The sequence below is a fragment of the Spirillospora sp. NPDC046719 genome, from assembly GCF_040645715.1.
Lineage (GTDB): Bacteria > Actinomycetota > Actinomycetes > Streptosporangiales > Streptosporangiaceae > Spirillospora.
Genome location: NZ_JBEYYT010000100.1, coordinates 8,452 through 26,401 on the forward strand (window position 1 = coordinate 8,452; position 17,950 = coordinate 26,401).

Annotated in this window: 17 protein-coding genes; 12 read left to right on the top strand and 5 right to left on the bottom strand. The window is 74.2% G+C overall.

Going from position 1 to position 17,950, the window contains the following annotated elements:
- Positions 1-26: 26 nt before the first annotated feature.
- Positions 27-1,430 carry a dihydrolipoyl dehydrogenase gene (gene lpdA, locus ABZ914_RS19005; protein ID WP_190865961.1) on the bottom strand — a complete coding sequence of 468 codons (1,404 nt, stop codon included), beginning with the start codon at positions 1,428-1,430 and terminating at the stop codon, positions 27-29.
- Between the two features lie 515 nt (positions 1,431-1,945).
- Here lpdA and ABZ914_RS19010 point away from each other — a divergent pair.
- The 7 genes from ABZ914_RS19010 (at position 1,946) to ABZ914_RS19040 (ending at position 12,189) form a co-directional block, all read left to right on the top strand.
- Entirely contained in the window at positions 1,946-2,530 is a 585-nt protein-coding gene (locus ABZ914_RS19010; RefSeq protein WP_500194404.1) for a hypothetical protein, read from the top strand.
- Between the two features lie 87 nt (positions 2,531-2,617).
- Complete coding sequence (locus ABZ914_RS19015; RefSeq protein WP_500194406.1) at positions 2,618-4,027, top strand: MFS transporter; 1,410 nt, start codon at positions 2,618-2,620, stop codon at positions 4,025-4,027.
- 351 nt (positions 4,028-4,378) lie between these two features.
- The gene (locus tag ABZ914_RS19020) at positions 4,379-5,812 is read left to right on the top strand and encodes a family 2B encapsulin nanocompartment shell protein (RefSeq protein WP_500194408.1); all 1,434 of its coding nucleotides are present in this window, start codon (positions 4,379-4,381) and stop codon (positions 5,810-5,812) included.
- Positions 5,812-8,199 (top strand): terpene synthase family protein, encoded by a 2,388-nt coding sequence (locus tag ABZ914_RS19025; protein ID WP_500194410.1) that lies wholly within the window; start codon positions 5,812-5,814, stop codon positions 8,197-8,199. Before ABZ914_RS19020 ends, ABZ914_RS19025 begins: the two co-directional genes overlap by 1 nt.
- Positions 8,200-8,205: 6 nt before the next feature.
- Complete coding sequence (locus tag ABZ914_RS19030) at positions 8,206-9,576, top strand: family 2B encapsulin nanocompartment shell protein (protein ID WP_387026800.1); 1,371 nt, start codon at positions 8,206-8,208, stop codon at positions 9,574-9,576.
- Between the two features lie 14 nt (positions 9,577-9,590).
- On the top strand, positions 9,591-10,619 hold the full coding sequence (locus ABZ914_RS19035; RefSeq protein ID WP_500194412.1) for a family 2 encapsulin nanocompartment cargo protein polyprenyl transferase: 1,029 nt from the start codon (positions 9,591-9,593) through the stop codon (positions 10,617-10,619).
- Between the two features lie 40 nt (positions 10,620-10,659).
- The gene (locus ABZ914_RS19040) at positions 10,660-12,189 is read left to right on the top strand and encodes a serine/threonine-protein kinase (RefSeq protein WP_500194414.1); all 1,530 of its coding nucleotides are present in this window, start codon (positions 10,660-10,662) and stop codon (positions 12,187-12,189) included.
- Here ABZ914_RS19040 and ABZ914_RS19045 read toward each other — a convergent pair.
- Complete coding sequence (locus ABZ914_RS19045) at positions 12,186-12,590, bottom strand: DUF6069 family protein (protein ID WP_500194415.1); 405 nt, start codon at positions 12,588-12,590, stop codon at positions 12,186-12,188. The genes ABZ914_RS19040 and ABZ914_RS19045 overlap by 4 nt on opposite strands.
- Positions 12,591-12,721: 131 nt before the next feature.
- Between ABZ914_RS19045 and ABZ914_RS19050 the strand changes: the two genes are divergently transcribed.
- Positions 12,722-13,879, top strand: coding sequence for a sensor histidine kinase (locus ABZ914_RS19050; RefSeq protein WP_500194417.1), 1,158 nt, complete (start codon positions 12,722-12,724; stop codon positions 13,877-13,879).
- Entirely contained in the window at positions 13,867-14,550 is a 684-nt protein-coding gene (locus tag ABZ914_RS19055) for a response regulator transcription factor (protein WP_190868556.1), read from the top strand. The genes ABZ914_RS19050 and ABZ914_RS19055 overlap by 13 nt, the downstream gene beginning before the upstream one ends.
- Before the next feature lie 52 nt (positions 14,551-14,602).
- On the opposite strand, the gene ABZ914_RS19060 is transcribed toward ABZ914_RS19055, so the two are convergent.
- The 3 genes from ABZ914_RS19060 to ABZ914_RS19070 are packed head-to-tail and all read right to left on the bottom strand — an operon-like array spanning position 14,603 to position 16,048.
- Positions 14,603-15,034 carry a DUF3995 domain-containing protein gene (locus ABZ914_RS19060; RefSeq protein WP_500194419.1) on the bottom strand — a complete coding sequence of 144 codons (432 nt, stop codon included), beginning with the start codon at positions 15,032-15,034 and terminating at the stop codon, positions 14,603-14,605.
- Between the two features lie 46 nt (positions 15,035-15,080).
- Positions 15,081-15,539 carry a hypothetical protein gene (locus ABZ914_RS19065; protein WP_500194421.1) on the bottom strand — a complete coding sequence of 153 codons (459 nt, stop codon included), beginning with the start codon at positions 15,537-15,539 and terminating at the stop codon, positions 15,081-15,083.
- Entirely contained in the window at positions 15,536-16,048 is a 513-nt protein-coding gene (locus ABZ914_RS19070) for an RNA polymerase sigma factor (protein WP_500194423.1), read from the bottom strand. Before ABZ914_RS19070 ends, ABZ914_RS19065 begins: the two co-directional genes overlap by 4 nt.
- Before the next feature lie 45 nt (positions 16,049-16,093).
- Here ABZ914_RS19070 and ABZ914_RS19075 point away from each other — a divergent pair, with 45 nt between their 5' ends.
- The 3 genes from ABZ914_RS19075 to ABZ914_RS19085 all read left to right on the top strand — a co-directional run bounded on the left by ABZ914_RS19075 (position 16,094) and on the right by ABZ914_RS19085 (position 17,902).
- Complete coding sequence (locus tag ABZ914_RS19075; protein ID WP_151546928.1) at positions 16,094-16,315, top strand: hypothetical protein; 222 nt, start codon at positions 16,094-16,096, stop codon at positions 16,313-16,315.
- Positions 16,316-16,339: 24 nt separating this feature from the next.
- Positions 16,340-17,194 (top strand): oxidoreductase, encoded by an 855-nt coding sequence (locus ABZ914_RS19080; protein WP_500194425.1) that lies wholly within the window; start codon positions 16,340-16,342, stop codon positions 17,192-17,194.
- A gap of 102 nt (positions 17,195-17,296) precedes the next feature.
- Positions 17,297-17,902: an RNA polymerase sigma factor gene (locus tag ABZ914_RS19085; RefSeq protein ID WP_500194427.1), complete on the top strand. Its 606-nt coding sequence runs from the start codon at positions 17,297-17,299 to the stop codon at positions 17,900-17,902.
- Positions 17,903-17,950: the final 48 nt, after the last annotated feature.

Sequence of the window (17,950 nt, forward strand, 5' to 3'; positions counted from 1 at the left end):
CGGCGGGGCGGGCACGCCGGAGCGGATCAGAGGTTGATCATGTGGCCGGCGAGACCGTGCACGGCCTCCTTGATGGCCTCGCCCAGGGTCGGGTGGGCGTGCACGTTGCGGGCGACCTCGTGGACGGTCAGGTCCCACTGCTGCGCGAGGGTCAGCTCGGGCAGCAGCTCGGTCACCTCGGGGCCGATCAGGTGCGCGCCGAGGATCTCGCCGTACTTGGCGTCGCTGATCACCTTCGCGAAGCCGTCGCCCTCGCCCATGCCGAGCGCCTTGCCGTTGGCGCTGTAGGGGAACTTGGCGACCTTGACGTCGAAGCCCTGCTCCCGCGCCTGCGCCTCCGTCCAGCCGAACGAGGCGACCTGCGGCTGGCAGTAGGTGGCGCGCGGGATCATCACGTAGTCGAGCTCCATCGTCTCGGCGCCCGCGATGGTCTCGGCGGCGACGATGCCCATGGACTCGGCGGCGTGCGCGAGCATCAGCTTGGCGGTGACGTCGCCGATCGCGTAGATGTGCGGGACGGACGTGCGGCAGCGGCCGTCCACGTCGATCGCGCCGCGCTCGGTGAGCTGCACGCCGGTCTTGTCGAGGCCGTAGCCGTCCACGTTCGGCTGGAAGCCGATCGCCTGCAGCACCTTGTCGGTCTCGATGACCTGCTGGGCGCCGTCCTTGCCGGTGACGGTGACCTTGACCTTCTCGCCGGAGTCGTCGATGCCGTCGACCCGGGTGGAGGTCAGCACGTCGATGCCGAGCTTGCGGTACCGCTTGGCCAGCTCCTTGGACACGTCCGCGTCCTCGTTCGGGACCATCCGGTCGAGGAACTCGACGATCGTGACCTTGACGCCGTAGTTGTGCAGGACGTAGGCGAACTCGACGCCGATGGCGCCCGCGCCGGCGATGACGATGCTCCCCGGCAGCTCGGAGCTGAGGATCTGCTCCTCGTAGGTGACGACCCGCTCCGACAGCGACGTGCCGGGCAGCAGCTTGGTGTGCGCGCCCGCCGCGATGATGCAGTTGCCGAAGGTCACGGTCTCGGTCGAGCCGTCGGCCTTGGCGACCTCGAGGGTGTTCGGGTCGGTGAACGTCCCGCGCCCGTCATAGGAGGTGATCTTGTTCTTCTTCATCAGGAACTGGACGCCCTTGACGAGCTTGTCCGATACCTGGCGGCTGCGCTGGAAGGCGACGCCGTAGTCGAAGGCGACGGTGCCCTCGACGTTGATCCCGTAGGTCTTCTGCTCCTGGGTGAAGATGTGCGCCAGCTCGGCGTTGCGCAGCAGCGCCTTCGAGGGGATGCAGCCGACGTTGAGGCACACGCCGCCCCAGTACTTCTCCTCGATGATCGCGGTCTTCAGCCCGAGCTGTGCCGACCGGATCGCGGCGACATATCCACCCGGGCCCGCGCCCAGGACCACGACGTCAAAGTGTTCGCTCATATTCATTGACGATATTCGGCGCGGGGCCGTGCTCGCATCCCGGACGGCGCCGCTGCGGCGCAGGTCGCACCGGCATGCGCGCCGCCGTCCGAAATCGATCACGCGGCGTGACGAACGGGCTCCGTTACGGCTCCGTCGTCACATGCTGTTAGGCTTTGTGCGTTGCGATCACGGCCCGGGGACCTCGCCCGGCGGCTCGGCCCCTGACCGTGCTCGGGCGAGTGCGCGCTCGCTCCACGGGCCTCCCCGGGAGGCCCGCCTCCGGCGCCGCCTCCCGGTCGGACGCCGCGCTCGCGCGATGGACCCGGCACTCCGGGCGGGCCCCGCACCGGCCGGAGGCCCGAGCCGCCGGAGGCCCCGCCGCCGCACCTCCGGGGCAGCCCCCGCGGGCCGGTGGCGCGGACCGCTGGGGACACGGACCGCTGGAACACGGCGGCACCGGCCGATCGTTGCCCTCAGATGCCCCTGTCCCCGGGTGCGGCGACCCGTCCCGAGCCGAGTGGAGGAGAAGCCGAGTGAGGATTCCCAAGCGCGTCAACGCCGTCCTGGACTGGATGGAGCAGCACTTTGGCGCACTTGCGGTGGTCGTCGCGCTGATCGTCGTTGGCCTGGTCGCCACGCTCGCGCCGCCGCTGGTCGGGCTCCCCGTCGCCGGCTTCGTCATCGGGCTCGCCGTCGGCGGGTTCCTCGTGCACGTCCGGCTGAGCCGGCGGATCGCGCGGGCCCGCGCGGAGGTCGACGACCTGCTCCGCGAGAACGGCGCGCTGCGGCACCGCAACACGATCCTCGCCAGCGGCGTGATCACCCGGGGCGCGCAGGAGACGCAGGCGCTGGTGGCCATCCCAGAGGACGACGAGGACCTCGTCGAGGACGACCCGACCCGCACCGCGGCGCTCCCGGAGCTGACCGACGAGCTGCTCGGCGGCGACCCGGGCGACACCCTCGGCGACGGCGTCGTGAGCGGTGCCGAGGCCACGGCCGAAGTGCCCCCGGTCGACGTTCCTCCGTCCGAGGTTCCTCCGGCCGAAGCCGGCGCGGAGGAGCCCGCCGGGGATGAAGAGGACGAAGAGGACACCGCCAAGAACGTCCGGAGGGCGTGAGCGCGCGCCTCCCGCCGAGTCATCGGACCGCCAAGACCGTGCGTTAACTCCGCCGATCTTCGGGCAGGGGACTGCCGGGAGGTGCGGATGAACGCAGAGTTCGGTCCGGATCCCGCCGCCACGCGGGGAACGGGGACGGCCGGCGGTGGCGACCACGTCGCGACGGAGGACGTGGACCTCGGCGCGGTGCACAAGGCCGTCATAGCGTCCGCGATGGGCAACTGCATCGAGTGGTTCGACTTCGGCGTGTTCAGCGCCGGGGTGATGACCTCGATCATCGGCACCAAGTTCTTCCCCGAGCACATCTCCGGCAGCGCGACGCTGCGCTCGTTCGCGCTGATCGCCGCGGCGTTCCTGGCCCGCCCGTTCGGTGGGCTGTTCTTCGGCCCGATGGGCGACAAGCTCGGCCGCAAGCGGGTGCTCGCCACCACGATCATCCTGATGTCGGGCTCCACCTTCGTGATCGGCATCCTGCCCGGGTACGGCGCCATCGGGATCGCGGCGCCGCTGCTGCTGCTGGCGGTGCGCCTCACGCAGGGGTTCTCCACGGGCGGCGAGTACGGCGGCGCCGCCACGATGATCGCCGAGTACGCGCCGACGAACCGCCGCGGCTACTTCGGCAGCTTCCTGGAGTTCGGCACGCTGACCGGCTACATCCTGGGCGCCGGGCTCGTCCTGCTGGTGAACGTGGCGGTCGGGGACGCGGCGATGCACGCCTGGGGCTGGCGGATCCCGTTCCTGCTGGCGCTGCCGCTCGGGGTCGTCGGGCTCTACGTGCGCACCCGGATCGAGGACACCCCGACCTTCCAGCGGATGGAGGAGTCCGGCAAGAAGGCGCGCTCGCCGCTGAAGGAGACCTTCGCGCACTACTGGAAGGTCATCCTGATGCTGATCGGGATCGTCTTCCTGCTGAACGTCGCGGACTACACGCTGCTCACCTTCATGCCGTCGTACCTGGTCGACTTCCTGCACATGGGCAGCGTGAAGTCGCAGCTGGTCACGATCGGGGTCGAGGCCGCGATGATGGCGGTGATCCTGCCGACCGGCCACCTGTCGGACCGGATCGGCCGCAAGCCGGTGCTGCTGATGGCGGCGGTCGGGTTCCTCCTGCTGAGCTGGCCGGCGTTCGCGCTGATGCAGACCAACGACTGGCTCGGCATCGTGGTCGGGTACGCGATCATCGGCGGGCTGCTGGTGCTGATGCTCGCCGTGATCGGCGCGACGTTCCCGGCGATGTTCCCGACGAAGGTGCGGTACGGGGCGTTCGCGATCGGCTACAACATCTCGACGTCGCTGTTCGGCGGCACCGCCGCGGTGCTCGTCGGGTCGCTGATCGACGTGACCGGCAGCAACTACATCCCGGCGTACTACATCATGCTCGCGGCGGCGGTGGCGCTGGTCCCGATCCTGATGATCAAGGAGACGGCGAACGTGCCGATCGAGCGGGTCGGGATGGAGAACGCCCCGGAACCGGTGGGCTCCGGGGCGCGGCGCTGACCCCCGCCGCGCGGGCGGGGGACGGCGGGCGTCAGCGGGCGAAGTGCCGGCGGGCCCAGCCCACCAGCGAACCCGCGATCACGAGCGCGGCGGTCGTCTCGAGCGCCAGCGCGGTCCACACGATGGTCACCGGGGGCCTCCCTTCGTCTCCGGCCGGACGCGGCGGCTCCGCGTCCGATCTCCACCGGCCGTGACACCACTATGCGGCCGGTTTCTCCGTGCCCGCGCCCGCCGACCATGTGATGTGCGCCCGGCTATCCCCGGACGGTGTCACTTCTGTGGCGCGAAGGGGAACATATAGCTCGTTGCGCCCGTCCGATTACCGTCGGTAGCGTCTCCGTTGGTTCACCCATGGCAGACCCTCGACGAATCGGCGGTGCGGACGTGACGGAAGAGCAGTTGAGCCTCAGTACCTCTGCGGCACGGAACCTGGCGACCACGACCAAGTCCGTCCCCCAGATGCAGGGGATCACCTCCCGGTGGCTGCTGAAGCTGCTGCCGTGGGTGGAGGCGTCCGGTGGCGCCTACCGCGTCAACCGGCGGCTCACCTACACGGTCGGCGACGGGCGGGTGACGTTCGTGACGACCGGCGCGGACGTCCGGGTCATCCCCCGCGAGCTGGGGGAGCTGCCCCCGCTGCGCGGCTACGAGGACGACCTGGCCCTGGACGCGCTGGCCGGCCGGTTCACCCAGCAGGAGTACGAGCCGGGCGACGTCATCGTCGAGCAGGGCCGCCCGATCGACCGGGTCGTCCTGGTCGTGCACGGCAAGCTCAGCAAGGTCGGGACCGGCGAGTACGGCGCGGAGGCCGTGCACGGGACCCTCGCCGACGGCGACTTCTTCGGCGAGCGGGCGCTCGTCGGCTCCGACGAGGGGGCGGAGCCGGCGACCTGGGAGCACACCGTCAAGGCGCTCACCGCGGTGACGGTCCTCAGCATGAGCGAGTCCGACTTCCAGGAGACGCTCGGCCAGTCCGCGTCGCTGCGCGAGCACCTGGACGCCTACCGGGAGAGCCCGGAGCGGTCGAGCAACGAGCACGGCGAGGCCGCGATCGACCTGGCGTCCGGGCACGAGGGCGAACCCGTGCTGCCCGGCACGTTCGTCGACTACGAGGGCTCCCCGCGCGAGTACGAGCTGAGCGTCGCGCAGACGGTCCTGCGCGTCCACACCCGCGTCGCCGACCTCTACAACGAGCCGATGGACCAGGTCGAGCAGCAGCTCCGGCTGACCATCGAGGCGCTGCGCGAACGTCAGGAGCACGAGCTGGTCAACAACCGGGACTTCGGCCTGCTGCACAACACCGACCTCACGCAGCGGGTCCACACCCGGTCCGGCCCGCCCACCCCCGACGACATGGACGAGCTGCTCACGCTCGTCTGGAAGGACCCCGCGTTCTTCCTCGCCCACCCGAAGGCGATCGCGGCGTTCGGCCGCGAGTGCAACGCCCGCGGCGTCTACCCCGACAGCGTCGACGTCGGCGGCCACAAGGTGCCGGGCTGGCGCGGCGTGCCGATCTTCCCCTGCAACAAGATCCCGGTCAGCACGACCGGCACCAGCTCGATCCTGCTGATGCGCACCGGCGAGGCGACGCAGGGCGTCATCGGCCTGCACCAGACCGGGCTGCCGGACGAGTACCAGCCGGGCCTGTCCGTCCGGTACATGGGCATCGACGACAAGGCGCTCATCAACTACCTGGTCAGCTGCTACTACTCGGCGGCCGTCCTGGTCCCGGACGCGCTCGGCATGCTGGAGTCCGTCGAGGTCGCGCACGGCGGTGCGGCGTAGTGCAGCCGTTCGAACTCCCCGAGTTCTACGTGCCGCATCCCGCGCGGCTGAACCCCCGGGTCGACGCGGCCCGCGAGCACTCCCGCCGCTGGGCGTACGAGATGGGGATCCTCGGGCCCGACGCGACCGGGCCCGAGGTCTGGGACGAGGCCGCGTACGACGCGCACGACTACGCGCTGCTCACCGCGTACACGCACCCGGACGCGCCCGGTCCCGTCCTGGACCTGGTGAACGACTGGTACGTGTGGGTGTTCTACTTCGACGACCACTTCCTCGAACGGTACAAGCGGCCCCGCGACCTCGCGGGCGCCAAGGAGTACCTCGCGCGGCTCCCCGCCTTCATGCCGGTGAAGGCGGGGGGTCCGCCGCCCCCCGAGCCGGCGAACCCGGTCGAGCGGGGGCTCGCCGACCTGTGGGAGCGGACCGTCCCGCTGATGTCGGAGGACTGGCGGGCCCGGTTCGCCGAGAGCACCCGCAACCTGCTGCAGGAGTCGGCGTGGGAGCTGGCGAACATCGACGAGTCCCGCGTCCCGAACCCGATCGACTACGTCCAGATGCGCCGCAAGGTCGGCGGCGCGCCCTGGTCGGCGGACCTGGTCGAGGTCGCGGCGGCCGCGGAGGTGCCCGCCCGGGTCGCCGGGACGCGCCCGCTCCGGGTGCTGAAGGACGCGTTCGCCGACGCCGTCCACCTGCGCAACGACATCTTCTCCTACCAGCGGGAGACCGAGAGCGAGGGCGAGGTCAACAACGGCGTCCTGGTGATGGAGCGGTTCTTCGAGACCGGGCCGCAGCGCGCCGCCGAGATCACCAACGACCTGCTGACGTCCCGGATGCAGCAGTTCGAGCACACCGCCGTCACCGAGCTGCCGGTCCTGTTCGAGGAGCACGGGCTGAGCCCGGCTGAGCGCCGCGACGTGCTGCGCTACGCGCGGGGCCTGCAGGACTGGCAGTCCGGCGGGCACGAGTGGCACCTGCGGTCCAGCCGCTACATGAACGAGGGCGCGGTGCGGCAGGGCGGGCCGTCCGGGCCGCCCGGGCTGCCGGAGATCGCCCGGCTGCTCGGGCTCGGGACGTCGGCGGTCCGGATCCGGTCGCTGGCCGGCCCGCCTGGCCCGCCCCTGGGCGCGCCGGACGGCGGCGCGGGGTTCCGGATGCCCGAGTTCTCCCTTCCGTACGAGCCGCTGGTCAACCCCCGGATCGCCGGGCTCCGCGCGCACACGGCGGAGTGGGCGCGGAACATGGGCATGCTGGACGCCGGCGTGCCCGGCACCTGGACGCCCGAGGCGTTCGACGCGGCCGACTACGCGCTGTTCGCTGCGCTCACCCATCCCGACGCGCCCGGCCCCGAGCTGGAGCTCATCGCCGACTGGCACCTGTGGCGGTTCTTCTTCGACGACCTCTTCGCCGAGCGCTTCAAGCGGCCCCGCGACCTGCTCGGCGCCAAGGCGTACATGGCGCGCCTGCTCGCATCGCCCACCGCCGCCGCGCCCGGGTCCGGTGCGCCGGCCGGGCCGGAGCCGTCCGCGCCGCCCGGCCCATGCGTGCCGTCCGGCTCGTGCTTGCCGTCGGGTTCGGGCGCATCGCCTGATCCAGTGGAGCGGGGGCTCGCGGACCTGCGGGCCCGTACCGCCGCCGCCATGTCCGACGACGAGCGCGCGGGGCTCGACGAGGCGCTGCGGCAGCTCACCGACAGCTGGCTGTGGGAGCTGGCGGGGCTCGTCCACAACCGCGTCCCCGACCCCGTCGACTACATCGAGATGCGCCGCCGGACGAGCGGCGCCGCGTTCACCGCCGCGCTGCTGCGGCACGCCCACGCCGGCGGGCTGCCGCCGGACGTCCTCGCGTCCACCCCGATGCAGGCGCTGCACGACACGTTCGCCGACGTCGCCGGGCTCCGCAACGACCTGCTCTCCTACCCCAAGGAGGTCGGGGAGGACGGGCTCAACAACTTGGTCGTGGCCGTCGAGCGGTTCCTCGGCTGCGGGACGCAGCGCGCCGCCGACATCGTCGCCGACCTGGTCGAGGCGCGCGTCCGGCAGTTCGAGCGGACCGCCGCGGCCGAGCTGCCGATCCTCGCCGCCGAGTCCGGCCTGGACGCCGCCGCCCGCGACGGCCTCGCCCGCCATGTCCGGGCGATGCGCCGCTGGACGGCCGGCGACCTGCGCTGGTCCACGACGACCGGCCGGTACGCGCCGCCCGTCCGCGACACCGCGCCGTCCGTCCGCGACACCGCGCCGCCCGCCGCCCCGCCGGCCGGGGGTGCGCGGCTCCGCGTGCCGTCCGGCCCGTCCGGGCTCGGCACCTCGGCGGCCCGCACACCGTTCCGCCCGGCGCGTCCCGCACCGGTGCGGCCCAGCGAGACCCAACCAGCGATCCCCCGGAGGTAGCGGCACATGACCGACCCGCAGCTGGCCCTGAGCACGCGGGCAGCGCGCAATCTCGCGACCACCACCAAGTCCGTGCCGCAGATGCAGGGCATCACCCCCCGGTGGCTGCTGTCGCTGCTGCCGTGGGTGCGGGCGGACGCCGGCACCTACCGGGTGAACCGGCGGCTCACCTACGAGCTCGGCGACGGGCGGGTGACGTTCGTCAACGACGGCGCCCACGTCCGCGTCATCCCCGGCGAGCTCGCGGAGCTGCCGCAGCTCAGCGGGCTCGACGCGATGGTCCTGGACGCGGTGGCCGGGAGGTTCACGCAGACCGAGTACGAGCCCGGCGACACGATCGCGGCGGCCGGCGACCCGCGCGACCGCGTCCACCTGATCGCGCACGGCAAGGTCGCCGAGGTCGGGACCGGCGAGTACGGCGGCGAGACGCAGATCGCGATCCGCGACGGCGGCGACTTCTTCGGCGACGAGGCGCTCCTCGGCGACGCGGGCGAATGGCCGCACACGTTCCGGGCCCTCACCCCGGCCATCGTGCTGACCCTGTCCCCGACCGCGATCGTCGAGCTCACCGAACGGTCGGAGACGCTGCGCGCGCGCTTGGAGGAGTACCGCAACACGCCGAAGCCGCCGCAGACCCGGCACGGCGAGGCCGCCATCGACCTGTCGTCCGGCCACGACGGTGAGCCCGTGCTGCCCGGCACGTTCGTCGACTACGAGACCTCGCCCCGCGAGTACGAGATGGCCGTGACGCAGACGCTGCTGCGCGTCCACACCCGCGTCGCCGACATCTACAACAAGCCGATGAACCAGATCGAGCAGCAGCTCCGCCTCACCATCGAGGAGATCCGGGAGCGGCAGGAGCACGAGCTGGTCAACAACCGCGACTTCGGCCTGCTGCACAACGCCGACCTGCGGCACCGCATCCAGACCCGCGGCGGCCCGCCCACCCCCGACGACATGGACGAGCTGCTCGCCCGCCGCCGCAAGACCCGCTTCTACCTCGCCCACCCGAAGGCGATCGCCGCGTTCGGCCGCGAGTGCACCCGCCGCGGCGTGTACCCGGGGACCGCCGAGGTCGACGGCGGGCGGCGCGTCCAGGCGTGGCGCGGCGTCCCGATCTACCCGTGCGACAAGATCCCGATCACCTCGACCGGCACCACGTCGATCATCGCGATGCGGACGGGCGAGGACGACCAGGGCGTCATCGGCCTGCACCGCACCGGCATCCCCGACGAGGTGCAGCCCGGCCTGTCGGTCCGCTTCACCGGCATCGACGACAGGGCGATCCTGTCGTACCTGGTCAGCGCCTACTACTCGGCCGCCGTGCTGGTGCCCGACGCGCTCGGCGTGCTGGAGAACGTCGAGATCGGCCGCTGACGGGAGGACGGGACATGTCGGTGGAGACCCCCGCCCGATCCGCCGCCGAGGTCCTGGCGTGGAGCCGGGGCCTGGTGGAGCCCGCGCTGCGGTCCGTGATCGAGGCGATGCCCGGCTCGATGCGCGGCATCGCCGAGTTCCACTTCGGCTGGCGGGACGAGGCGGGCCGCCCCGCGGCGGGGGCGAGCGGCAAGTCCGTCCGCCCGGCGCTGACGCTGCTGGCGGCCGAGGCGGCCGGTGGGACGGCGGCCGCCGCCGTCCCGGCCGCCGTCGCGGTCGAGCTGACGCACAACTTCTCGCTGCTGCACGACGACGTCATGGACGGCGACCGCACCCGCCGGCACCGGCCCACCGCGTGGACGGTGTTCGGGGTCAGCGCCGCGATCCTCGCCGGGGACGGGCTGCTCGCGGGCGCCTACGAGGCGCTCGCGGACACGCCGTCCCCGGACCCGGCGGCCGCGGTCCGGACGCTCAGCCGTGCGGTCCTCGAACTGGTGGAGGGGCAGAGCGCCGACACCGCGTTCGAGGACCGCGCCGACGTCACGCTGGCCGAGTGCCTGGCGATGGCGGGCGGGAAGACCGGCGCGCTGCTCGGCGGCGCGTGCGCGCTCGGCGCCCTGTACGGGGGCGGCGCCGGGCGCGCGTCCCGGTACCGGACGTTCGGCGAGCGGCTCGGGTTGGCGTTCCAGCTGGTCGACGACCTGCTCGGCATCTGGGGCGACCCGGAGGTCACCGGCAAGCCCGTCCACTCCGACCTGCGCAACCGGAAGAAGTCGCTGCCGGTGGTGGCGGCGCTGACGTCGGGCACGCCGGCGGGGGAGGAGCTGGCGGCGCTGTACCTGCGGCGCGGGGCGCTCGCGGGCGACGAGCCGGCCCGCGCCGCCGCGCTGATCGAGGCGGCGGGCGGCCGCGCGTGGGCGGCGGCGGAGGCGGACGCGCTGGTCGCGAGCGCCCTCACCGAGCTGGACGCCGCGGACCCCGTCCCGGCGGCGGCCGCGGAGCTGCGGTCGGTGGCGCACCTGCTCACGCACCGCGACCACTGACCTCCGGAAAACCCGGTGCCGCCGTCGTTATAGTGCCGGTGTGCCGGACCTCCCTCCCCTCGAACCCACCGACCCCCGGCGGCTCGGCGGCTACCGGATCACCGGGCGGATCGGGGAGGGCGGGCAGGGCGTCGTCTACGCCGCCGTCCCCGACGGCGGCGGCGACCGGGTCGCGATCAAGCTGTTCCACGCGCAGCTGGCGGGTGATCCGGGCGCGCAGGACACGTTCGCCCGCGAGCTGGAGGCCGCCAAGCAGGTCGCGCGGTTCTGCACCGCCCAGGTGCTGGACTCCGGCGCGTTCGGCAGCCGCCGCTTCATCGTCAGCGAGTACGTCGACGGGCCGCCGCTGAGCGCGGTCGTCCGGGAGGGCGGCCCGCGGTCGGGCAGCGCCCTGGACCGGCTGGCGATCGCGACGGCGACGGCGCTGGTCGCGCTGCACGACGCCGGGGTGGTGCACCGCGACTTCAAGCCGCACAACGTGCTGCTCGGCGCGGACGGCCCCCGCGTCATCGACTTCGGGATCTCGCGGGCGCTGTCGGGCGCGCAGACCGTGGTGAGCCGCGCCGTCGGCACCCCCGCGTACATGGCGCCCGAGCAGCTCCAGCCGGGCGAGCTCGGGCCCGCGGTGGACGTGTTCGCGTGGGCGTCGACGATGGTGTTCGCCGCGACGGGCCGCCCGCCGTTCGGGAACGAGTCCATCCCGATCGTGATGAACCGGATCGCGCACGAGCCGCCGCGGCTCGACGGCGTGGAGGAGCCGCTGCGGGGGCTGCTCGCTGAGTGCCTCGCCAAGGATCCGGCGCGGCGCCCGACCGCGCAGAACGTGCTGGACCGCCTCGTCCGCCGCTCGCAGCAGACGGCGTCCGGCGGAGTCCCCGCGGCCGCGCCCGCGCCGATCCAGCCGTCCGCGCCCTCGGCGCCGCCGCCTGCGCCCGCTGGGGTGCCGCCCGCGCCCGCCGCGGTGCCCGGGGCCGTTCCGGCGGCGGACGCGTCGACCGTTCCGCATGAGCGGCGGCACGGTCGGCGGCGGGCGGGCGTACTGGCCGGGGCCGGCGCCGCGGTCGTCGCGGGCGCCGCGGTGTTCGGGTTCGTGCAGATGGCGGACGGCGACACGGGCGGCGGTGGCCCGCACGCGTCCCCGCAGGGGACGGCGGGCACCGCCGCAGGCGAGGGGCGGGCTGCAGAGGCGGGACGCGCGGGCGCCCCCGGCGGCGAGAGCCCGACCGCGACCCGGAGCCCCGGCGCGAGCCCGAGCCGGAGCGCGACGGCGTCGCGTCCCGCATCGTCGAGGAAGCCGTCGAGCGGGCCGTCGTCCCGGCCGTCGTACAAGCGGGTCGAACTGGGGCCCGGCCACTTCACGGCGTACTGCGCGAAGCTCGGCTGGGAGTGGGAGGAGTACCGGGACACCCCGCAGCCCGGCGCGTACTGCGTGGCGCACAAGCGCGCCGCCCAGCTGATGTCGAAGGCGCAGCTCGACGCGGGATGCCGCTGGCGGTACGACGACCCCCGCGCCCAGCACTACTTCAAGGGCAAGTCGAACTACTGCTACACGACGAAGCCCGTCTCCTAGCAGCGGGTGCGCGCGGTGCGGCCCAGGCCCGCGATGAGGATGGCGCCGACGACCAGGTGCATCGCCATCAGCGCGACATAGGTGCCGGGGCCTTCGGAGTCCAGCGGGCCGGTCAGCGAGACGCCGAGGACGATGCCGGCGGTGACGCCCCAGGTGCGGCCGGGGCGCTTCGCGCGGCGTTCCAGGACGGCCAGCAGCCCCCAGCCGGCCAGCCCGGCCAGCAGCGTGAACACGATCACGGCGGCGGGGCCGACGTGCTGGCCGCGTGCGTGCATGCCGGCACCGCCGATCGGGTCGGCGACCGCCCAGACGAGCAGCGCGGCGCCGGCCGCGGCGACGAGGGTGAGGGCGCGGCGGGCGGTGGTGCCGCCGGCGGGACGGGTTCCGGTCATCTCGTTCATGGCCGCCACGATCGCCGCCGGACGGGGCGCGGCGCATCGGGCGGGCGGCTGCGGCGGGTCCGCCCCCGGTCCGAGGGACCCCCTACTTCGGTAGGTGTCGGGGCCGCCGGGCCCCGCCTTACCCTGACCCCGTGAACAGCGAGGACATCTGCGAAGCCGAGCGGCGCGGCCCGCGGCTCGCCGTCGGCGCGGCCGTGGTCGTCGCCGCCGTCGGGGCGCTCGGCGCGGTGACGCTCTGGGGCCGGCCCGCGGGGGACGCGGTGCCGCTCGGCCTCGACATCGCGGCCGGGGTGCTGGCCTGCGCGCTGTCGCCGTCCGTCCTGTGGCGCCCGGTGCCGGGGACGCTCGCGCTGACCGTGCTGGCAGCGCTGTCCCCGGCGGCGACGCCCGCGGCGACCTTCGGCGCGTTGCACGTCGCGCAACGGCGCCGGTTCCCGGTCGCGGTCGCGGTCGGCGCCGCGGGGATCGCCGCGCACGCGGCGCGCGGGCTCTGGCGGCCGATGGGCGGCATCAGCTACGCCTGGTGGCTGCTGCTGGTCGCCCTCGCGTACGGCGCGCTCGTCGGGTGGGGCGCGCTGACGCAGGCGCGCCGCGCGCTGCTGGCCTCGCTGCGCGAGCGGGCCCGCCGCGCCGAGGCCGAGCAGGGCCGCCGCGTCGCCGAGGCCCGGATGCTGGAGCGCACCCGCATCGCCCGCGAGATGCACGACGTCCTCGCGCACCGGCTGTCGCTGCTGGCGACCTACGCGGGCGCGCTGGAGTACCGTCCGGACGCGCCGCCGGAGAAGCTCGCGCAGGCCGCCGGGGTGGTCCGCGCCGGGGTGCACCAAGCCCTCGACGAGCTGCGCGAGGTGATCAACATTCTGCGGGACGAGGACGCTGGCGACGACGACCGGCCCCAGCCCGTCCTCACCGACCTGCCGGCGCTGGTGGCGGAGTCCCGCGACGCGGGCGGGAGCGTGCAGCTGCGGGACGAGGTCGTCGAGCCCGCCGCGCTGCCCGCCGCCGCCGGGCGCACCGCGTACCGGGTCGTCCAGGAGGGGCTGACGAACGCGCGCAAGCACGCGGCGGGCCGCCCCGTCCGGGTGGCGGTCGAGGGCCGTCCCGGCACCCGGCTGGTGATCGACATCCGGAACCCGCTGCCGCCGGACGGCGCCGTCCCGCTCGCCCCCGGCACCGGGACGGGCCTGGTCGGGCTGACCGAGCGGGTGCAGCTGGCCGGCGGCCGGCTGGACCACGAGGTCGCCGCCGGGGAGTTCCGGCTGCGCGCCTGGCTACCATGGCCGGCGTGACGGCTTCCGGGACCAGCGGTGACCGCCCCCTGCGCGTGCTGATCGTGGACGACGACGCCCTCGTCCGGGCGGGCCTGTCGATGATGCTGGACGGCGTCCACGGCATCTCGGTCGTCGGGGAGGCGGCGGACGGCGCGGAGGTGCCGGAGGCCGCCGACCGGCACGCGCCCGACGTCGTCCTGATGGACCTGCGGATGCCCCGGGTCGACGGCATCACCGCGACCCGCGGCCTGCGCCGCCGCGATCCGGCGCCCGAGGTCATCGTCCTGACCACGTTCGACACCGACGAGAACATCCTGCACGCGCTGCGCGCCGGCGCGAGCGGGTTCCTGCTGAAGGACACGCCGCCCGCGCAGATCGTCGACGCGGTCCGGCACGTGGCGTCCGGCGAGCCGATCCTGTCGCCGCGGATCACCCGGCGGCTGATGGACCGCGCCGCCACCCAGGCGGGCGCGTACGAGCGCGCCCGCACCGCGCTCGGGCGGCTCAGCCCGCGCGAGGGCGACGTGGTCGTCGCGATCGCGGAGGGCCGCTCCAACGCCGAGATCGGCGCCGCGCTGTTCATGAGCGTGGCGACCGTCAAGGCGCACGTGTCGAGCATCCTGACGAAGCTGGATCTCGACAACCGCACCCAGATCGCCCTGCTCGCCCACGACGCCGGGCTCGCCTGACCGGGCGGCAGGCCGTGGCGGCGGACCGCCACGGCCGGGACGTCTCCGCAGGTCAGCCGAGGGCCACGCGCACGGTCGCGGCCGTCAGCACGAAGCACAGCGGCGTGTAGACGGCGAGGTTGAGCCGGTAGAAGGCGGAATCGCGGCGAGCACCGACGCCCAGGGCCCAGACGACGCCCGCGCCCGCGCGCAGGGCGACGCCCGCGGCGACGGCGACGGTCCCCGCCGCCGGGATCCAGGCGGGGACGCCGGTGAGGATCATCCCGGCCCGCGCCGGAACGGCGATCGCGCCGGCCGCCAGGACGAGGACGAGCGGCGCCAGCACCCGGGGAGTGAAGGGGACGTCCGCGTTCAGCAGGCCCCGGGACAGGGCGGCGACGTCGCGGGCGGGCCAGGTGCGGCCGGTCATCCAGTACGCGTGCAGGGCGGCGTCGAGGCCGAGGACCGCGGCGGCGAGGAGGGCCGCCAGTTCGAGAATGCTCATGCCTGGAAGAGGGCGCGGACCTCCCGTACCACTCCCGTGATCCGCGTCACTCCGCCGGGGTGAACCGCCTGACGAACCGGCGCAGGACGGCGGGGCCCAGCATGCGGCGCAGCACCGGGCCCGCGACGCGCACGCCCGGGACGCGGAGCCCGGCCATGTACGCGAAGCGGGTCCCGTCCCCTTCGGGAACGGCCGCCATGCCGAACACCAGGAAACGGCTCTGCATCAGGCACCAGCCGGGACGCAGCACCATGTCGAAGCGCGCGCGTAGCCCGGAACGTCCGTGCACCATCGCGCGCATCCTCTCGCCCTCGCGTTCGGTGACGCGCAGGGACCGGACGTCGGGCACCAGGCCGGGGAAGCCGCGCTCCGGGTCGCCCAGCACCGTCCACACGTCCTCGAACGCGGCCGGCAGGACCGCCTCCTCCAGCAGGGCGCCGGGGTACGCGGCGGCCAGCGCGCGGAGCCGGCGCACGTCGTCCAGCTCTCCGAGCGGCCAGGTCACGGCGGGCTCCCTTCGTTGCGCCAGCTCAGCCGGAACCGCGCCCGCGCCCGGAACAGCCGCGACCGGACGGTCCCCGCCGGGACCCGCAGCAGCCGCGCCGCGGTCTCCTCGTCCAGCCCCTCCAGGTCGCGCAGCACCAGCACGGCGCGGTGCTCGGGGGACAGCCGGTCGAGCACGTCGCGGACGTCGGCGGCCAGCGACGGATCGCCGGGCGCGGGCAGGTCGGCCGGCTCGGCGGGGACGGCCCGGGACGACTGCCGGGCGACCCGGACCGCCTCACGGACGGCGATGACCCGGACCCAGCCGAGGAGCGCGTCCGGGTCGCGGAGCGTCCGCAGGTTGCGCATCACCGCGATCAGCGCCTCCTGCGCGGCGTCCGGCGCGTCCTGCAGCGCGATCGGCCCGCAGAGCCGCCGCACGTACGGGGCGAGCGCCGCGAGCACCTCGTCCAGCGCCATCAGGTCGCCGCGTTGCGCACGCCGCACGAGGTCGGGGTCCGGCGTGCTCACGGGCCCGACCTTACTCCCGGAATGACTCGATAGTATGTTCGAGTCGTGCATGTCCCGTTCCTGTGCCCGCGCGGCCACCGCCTCGTCCCGGGCCGCGTGATCGTCGGCTGGTCGCCCTGCGTCTGCCCGCCCTGCGGCGGCCGCGCCCGCGGCCTGCGCGGCCACCGCACCTACCTCTGCCTCGACTGCAAGGACGAGCACGTCACGACCAAGTGCTACCTCCCGCACCACGTCCCCGCCCAGGGCGCCGCCTACCGCTGGCCGTGACCGCCGGAGGCTAGGGTGGCGATCATGGGTGGACGGTGGGCGCTCGGCGGGGACCTGGACGTCGCGCGGATCGGGTACGGCGCGATGCGGCTCTCGGGCTGGCCGGGCGGCCCCCGCCCCGACCGCTACACGGCCCTCGCCGTGCTGAACCGCGCCGTGGAGCTCGGCGTGAACCACATCGACACCTCGAACTACTACTCCCACGACGGGGTGTCGGCCAACGAGCTGATCCGCGAGGCGCTGCACCCCTACCCGGACGACCTGGTGATCGTCACCAAGGTCGGCGCGCTCGTCGAGGGCTCCGACATCCACCTGCCCGCCGAGGAGCACACCGGCCTCACCCCCTCCGGCCTGCGCCGCGCCGTCGAGGCGAACCTGCGCACCCTCGGCCTGGACCGCCTGGACGTCGTGAACCTGCGGATGGGCGTCCTCGGCCCCTCCGAGGACTCCCTGGCCGGGCCCCTCGAATCGCTGCTGGCGCTGCGCGACGAGGGACTGATCCGCCACCTCGGCGTCTCCAACGTCACCTCGGCACAGGTCGCCGAGGCCCGCCGGATCGCGCCGATCGCGTGCGTCCAGAACCAGTACAACGTCGCCCAGCGCGACGACGACCCCCTCGTGGACGCGTGCGCCGAGGCGGGCATCGCCTACGTCCCGTTCTTCCCGGTCGGCGGCTACGAGCCGCTCACGGCCGACCACCTCAACACCGTCGCCGCCCGCCACGGCGCGACCGTCCCGCAGGTCGCCCTCGCCTGGCTGCTGGCCCGCTCCCCGAACGTCCTGCTCATCCCCGGCACCGGCTCCCCGGCACACCTGGAGGAGAACATCGCCGCCGCCGACCTCCGCCTCACCCCCGAGGATCTCGCCGACCTCGGCTGACCTGCCGGGAACCCGGAAACGCCGTCCGAGGGATAACCGGTGTAGGCACACCGCGACCCTGGGAGGCCCCCCGATGGCAGAGCCGTCCGCACGACCGGCCGCGTGGTGATCGGTATCCGGGCGCGGCCGGGCCGCCCGGCCGCGACGGCGCAGGGCGACGCCGAGCTGATCCGCAGATCGCTCGCGGAACCGGAGGCGTTCACCGGCCTGTACGACCGGCACGCGCCCGCGATCCACCGGTACGTCGCGCGCCGCCTCGGACCCGACGCGGCCGACGACCTGATGGCCGAGACGTTCCTGATCGCCTTCCGCAAGCGGCGCCGCTACGACCCGGCCCGCGCGGACGCCCGGCCGTGGCTGTACGGGATCGCGACCCGGCTCGTCGCCCGGCACCGCAAGGCCGAGACGGCCCGGTACCGGCTGCTGGAACGGCTCGGCGGCGAGACGGCCGCCGAACCCGTCGACAGCGAGGCGCGGGTGGCCGCGCAGGCGCTGCGGGGACCGCTCGCCAGGGCGCTCGCCGACCTGCCCGAGGTCTACCGGGAGCCGCTGCTCCTGGTGGCCTGGGCCGACCTGACCTACGAGGAGGTGGCCGCGGCGCTGGAGATCCCCGTGGGCACCGTTCGGTCCCGGCTGTCGCGCGGCCGGGCCCGGCTCCGCGCGGCGCTCGGCGGCGCCGACCCGACCGAGGAGGACGTCGATGGATGAGATGGCGCTGCTGCGCGAGGCCGGGGCCGGCGTCGCGCCGCCCACGGA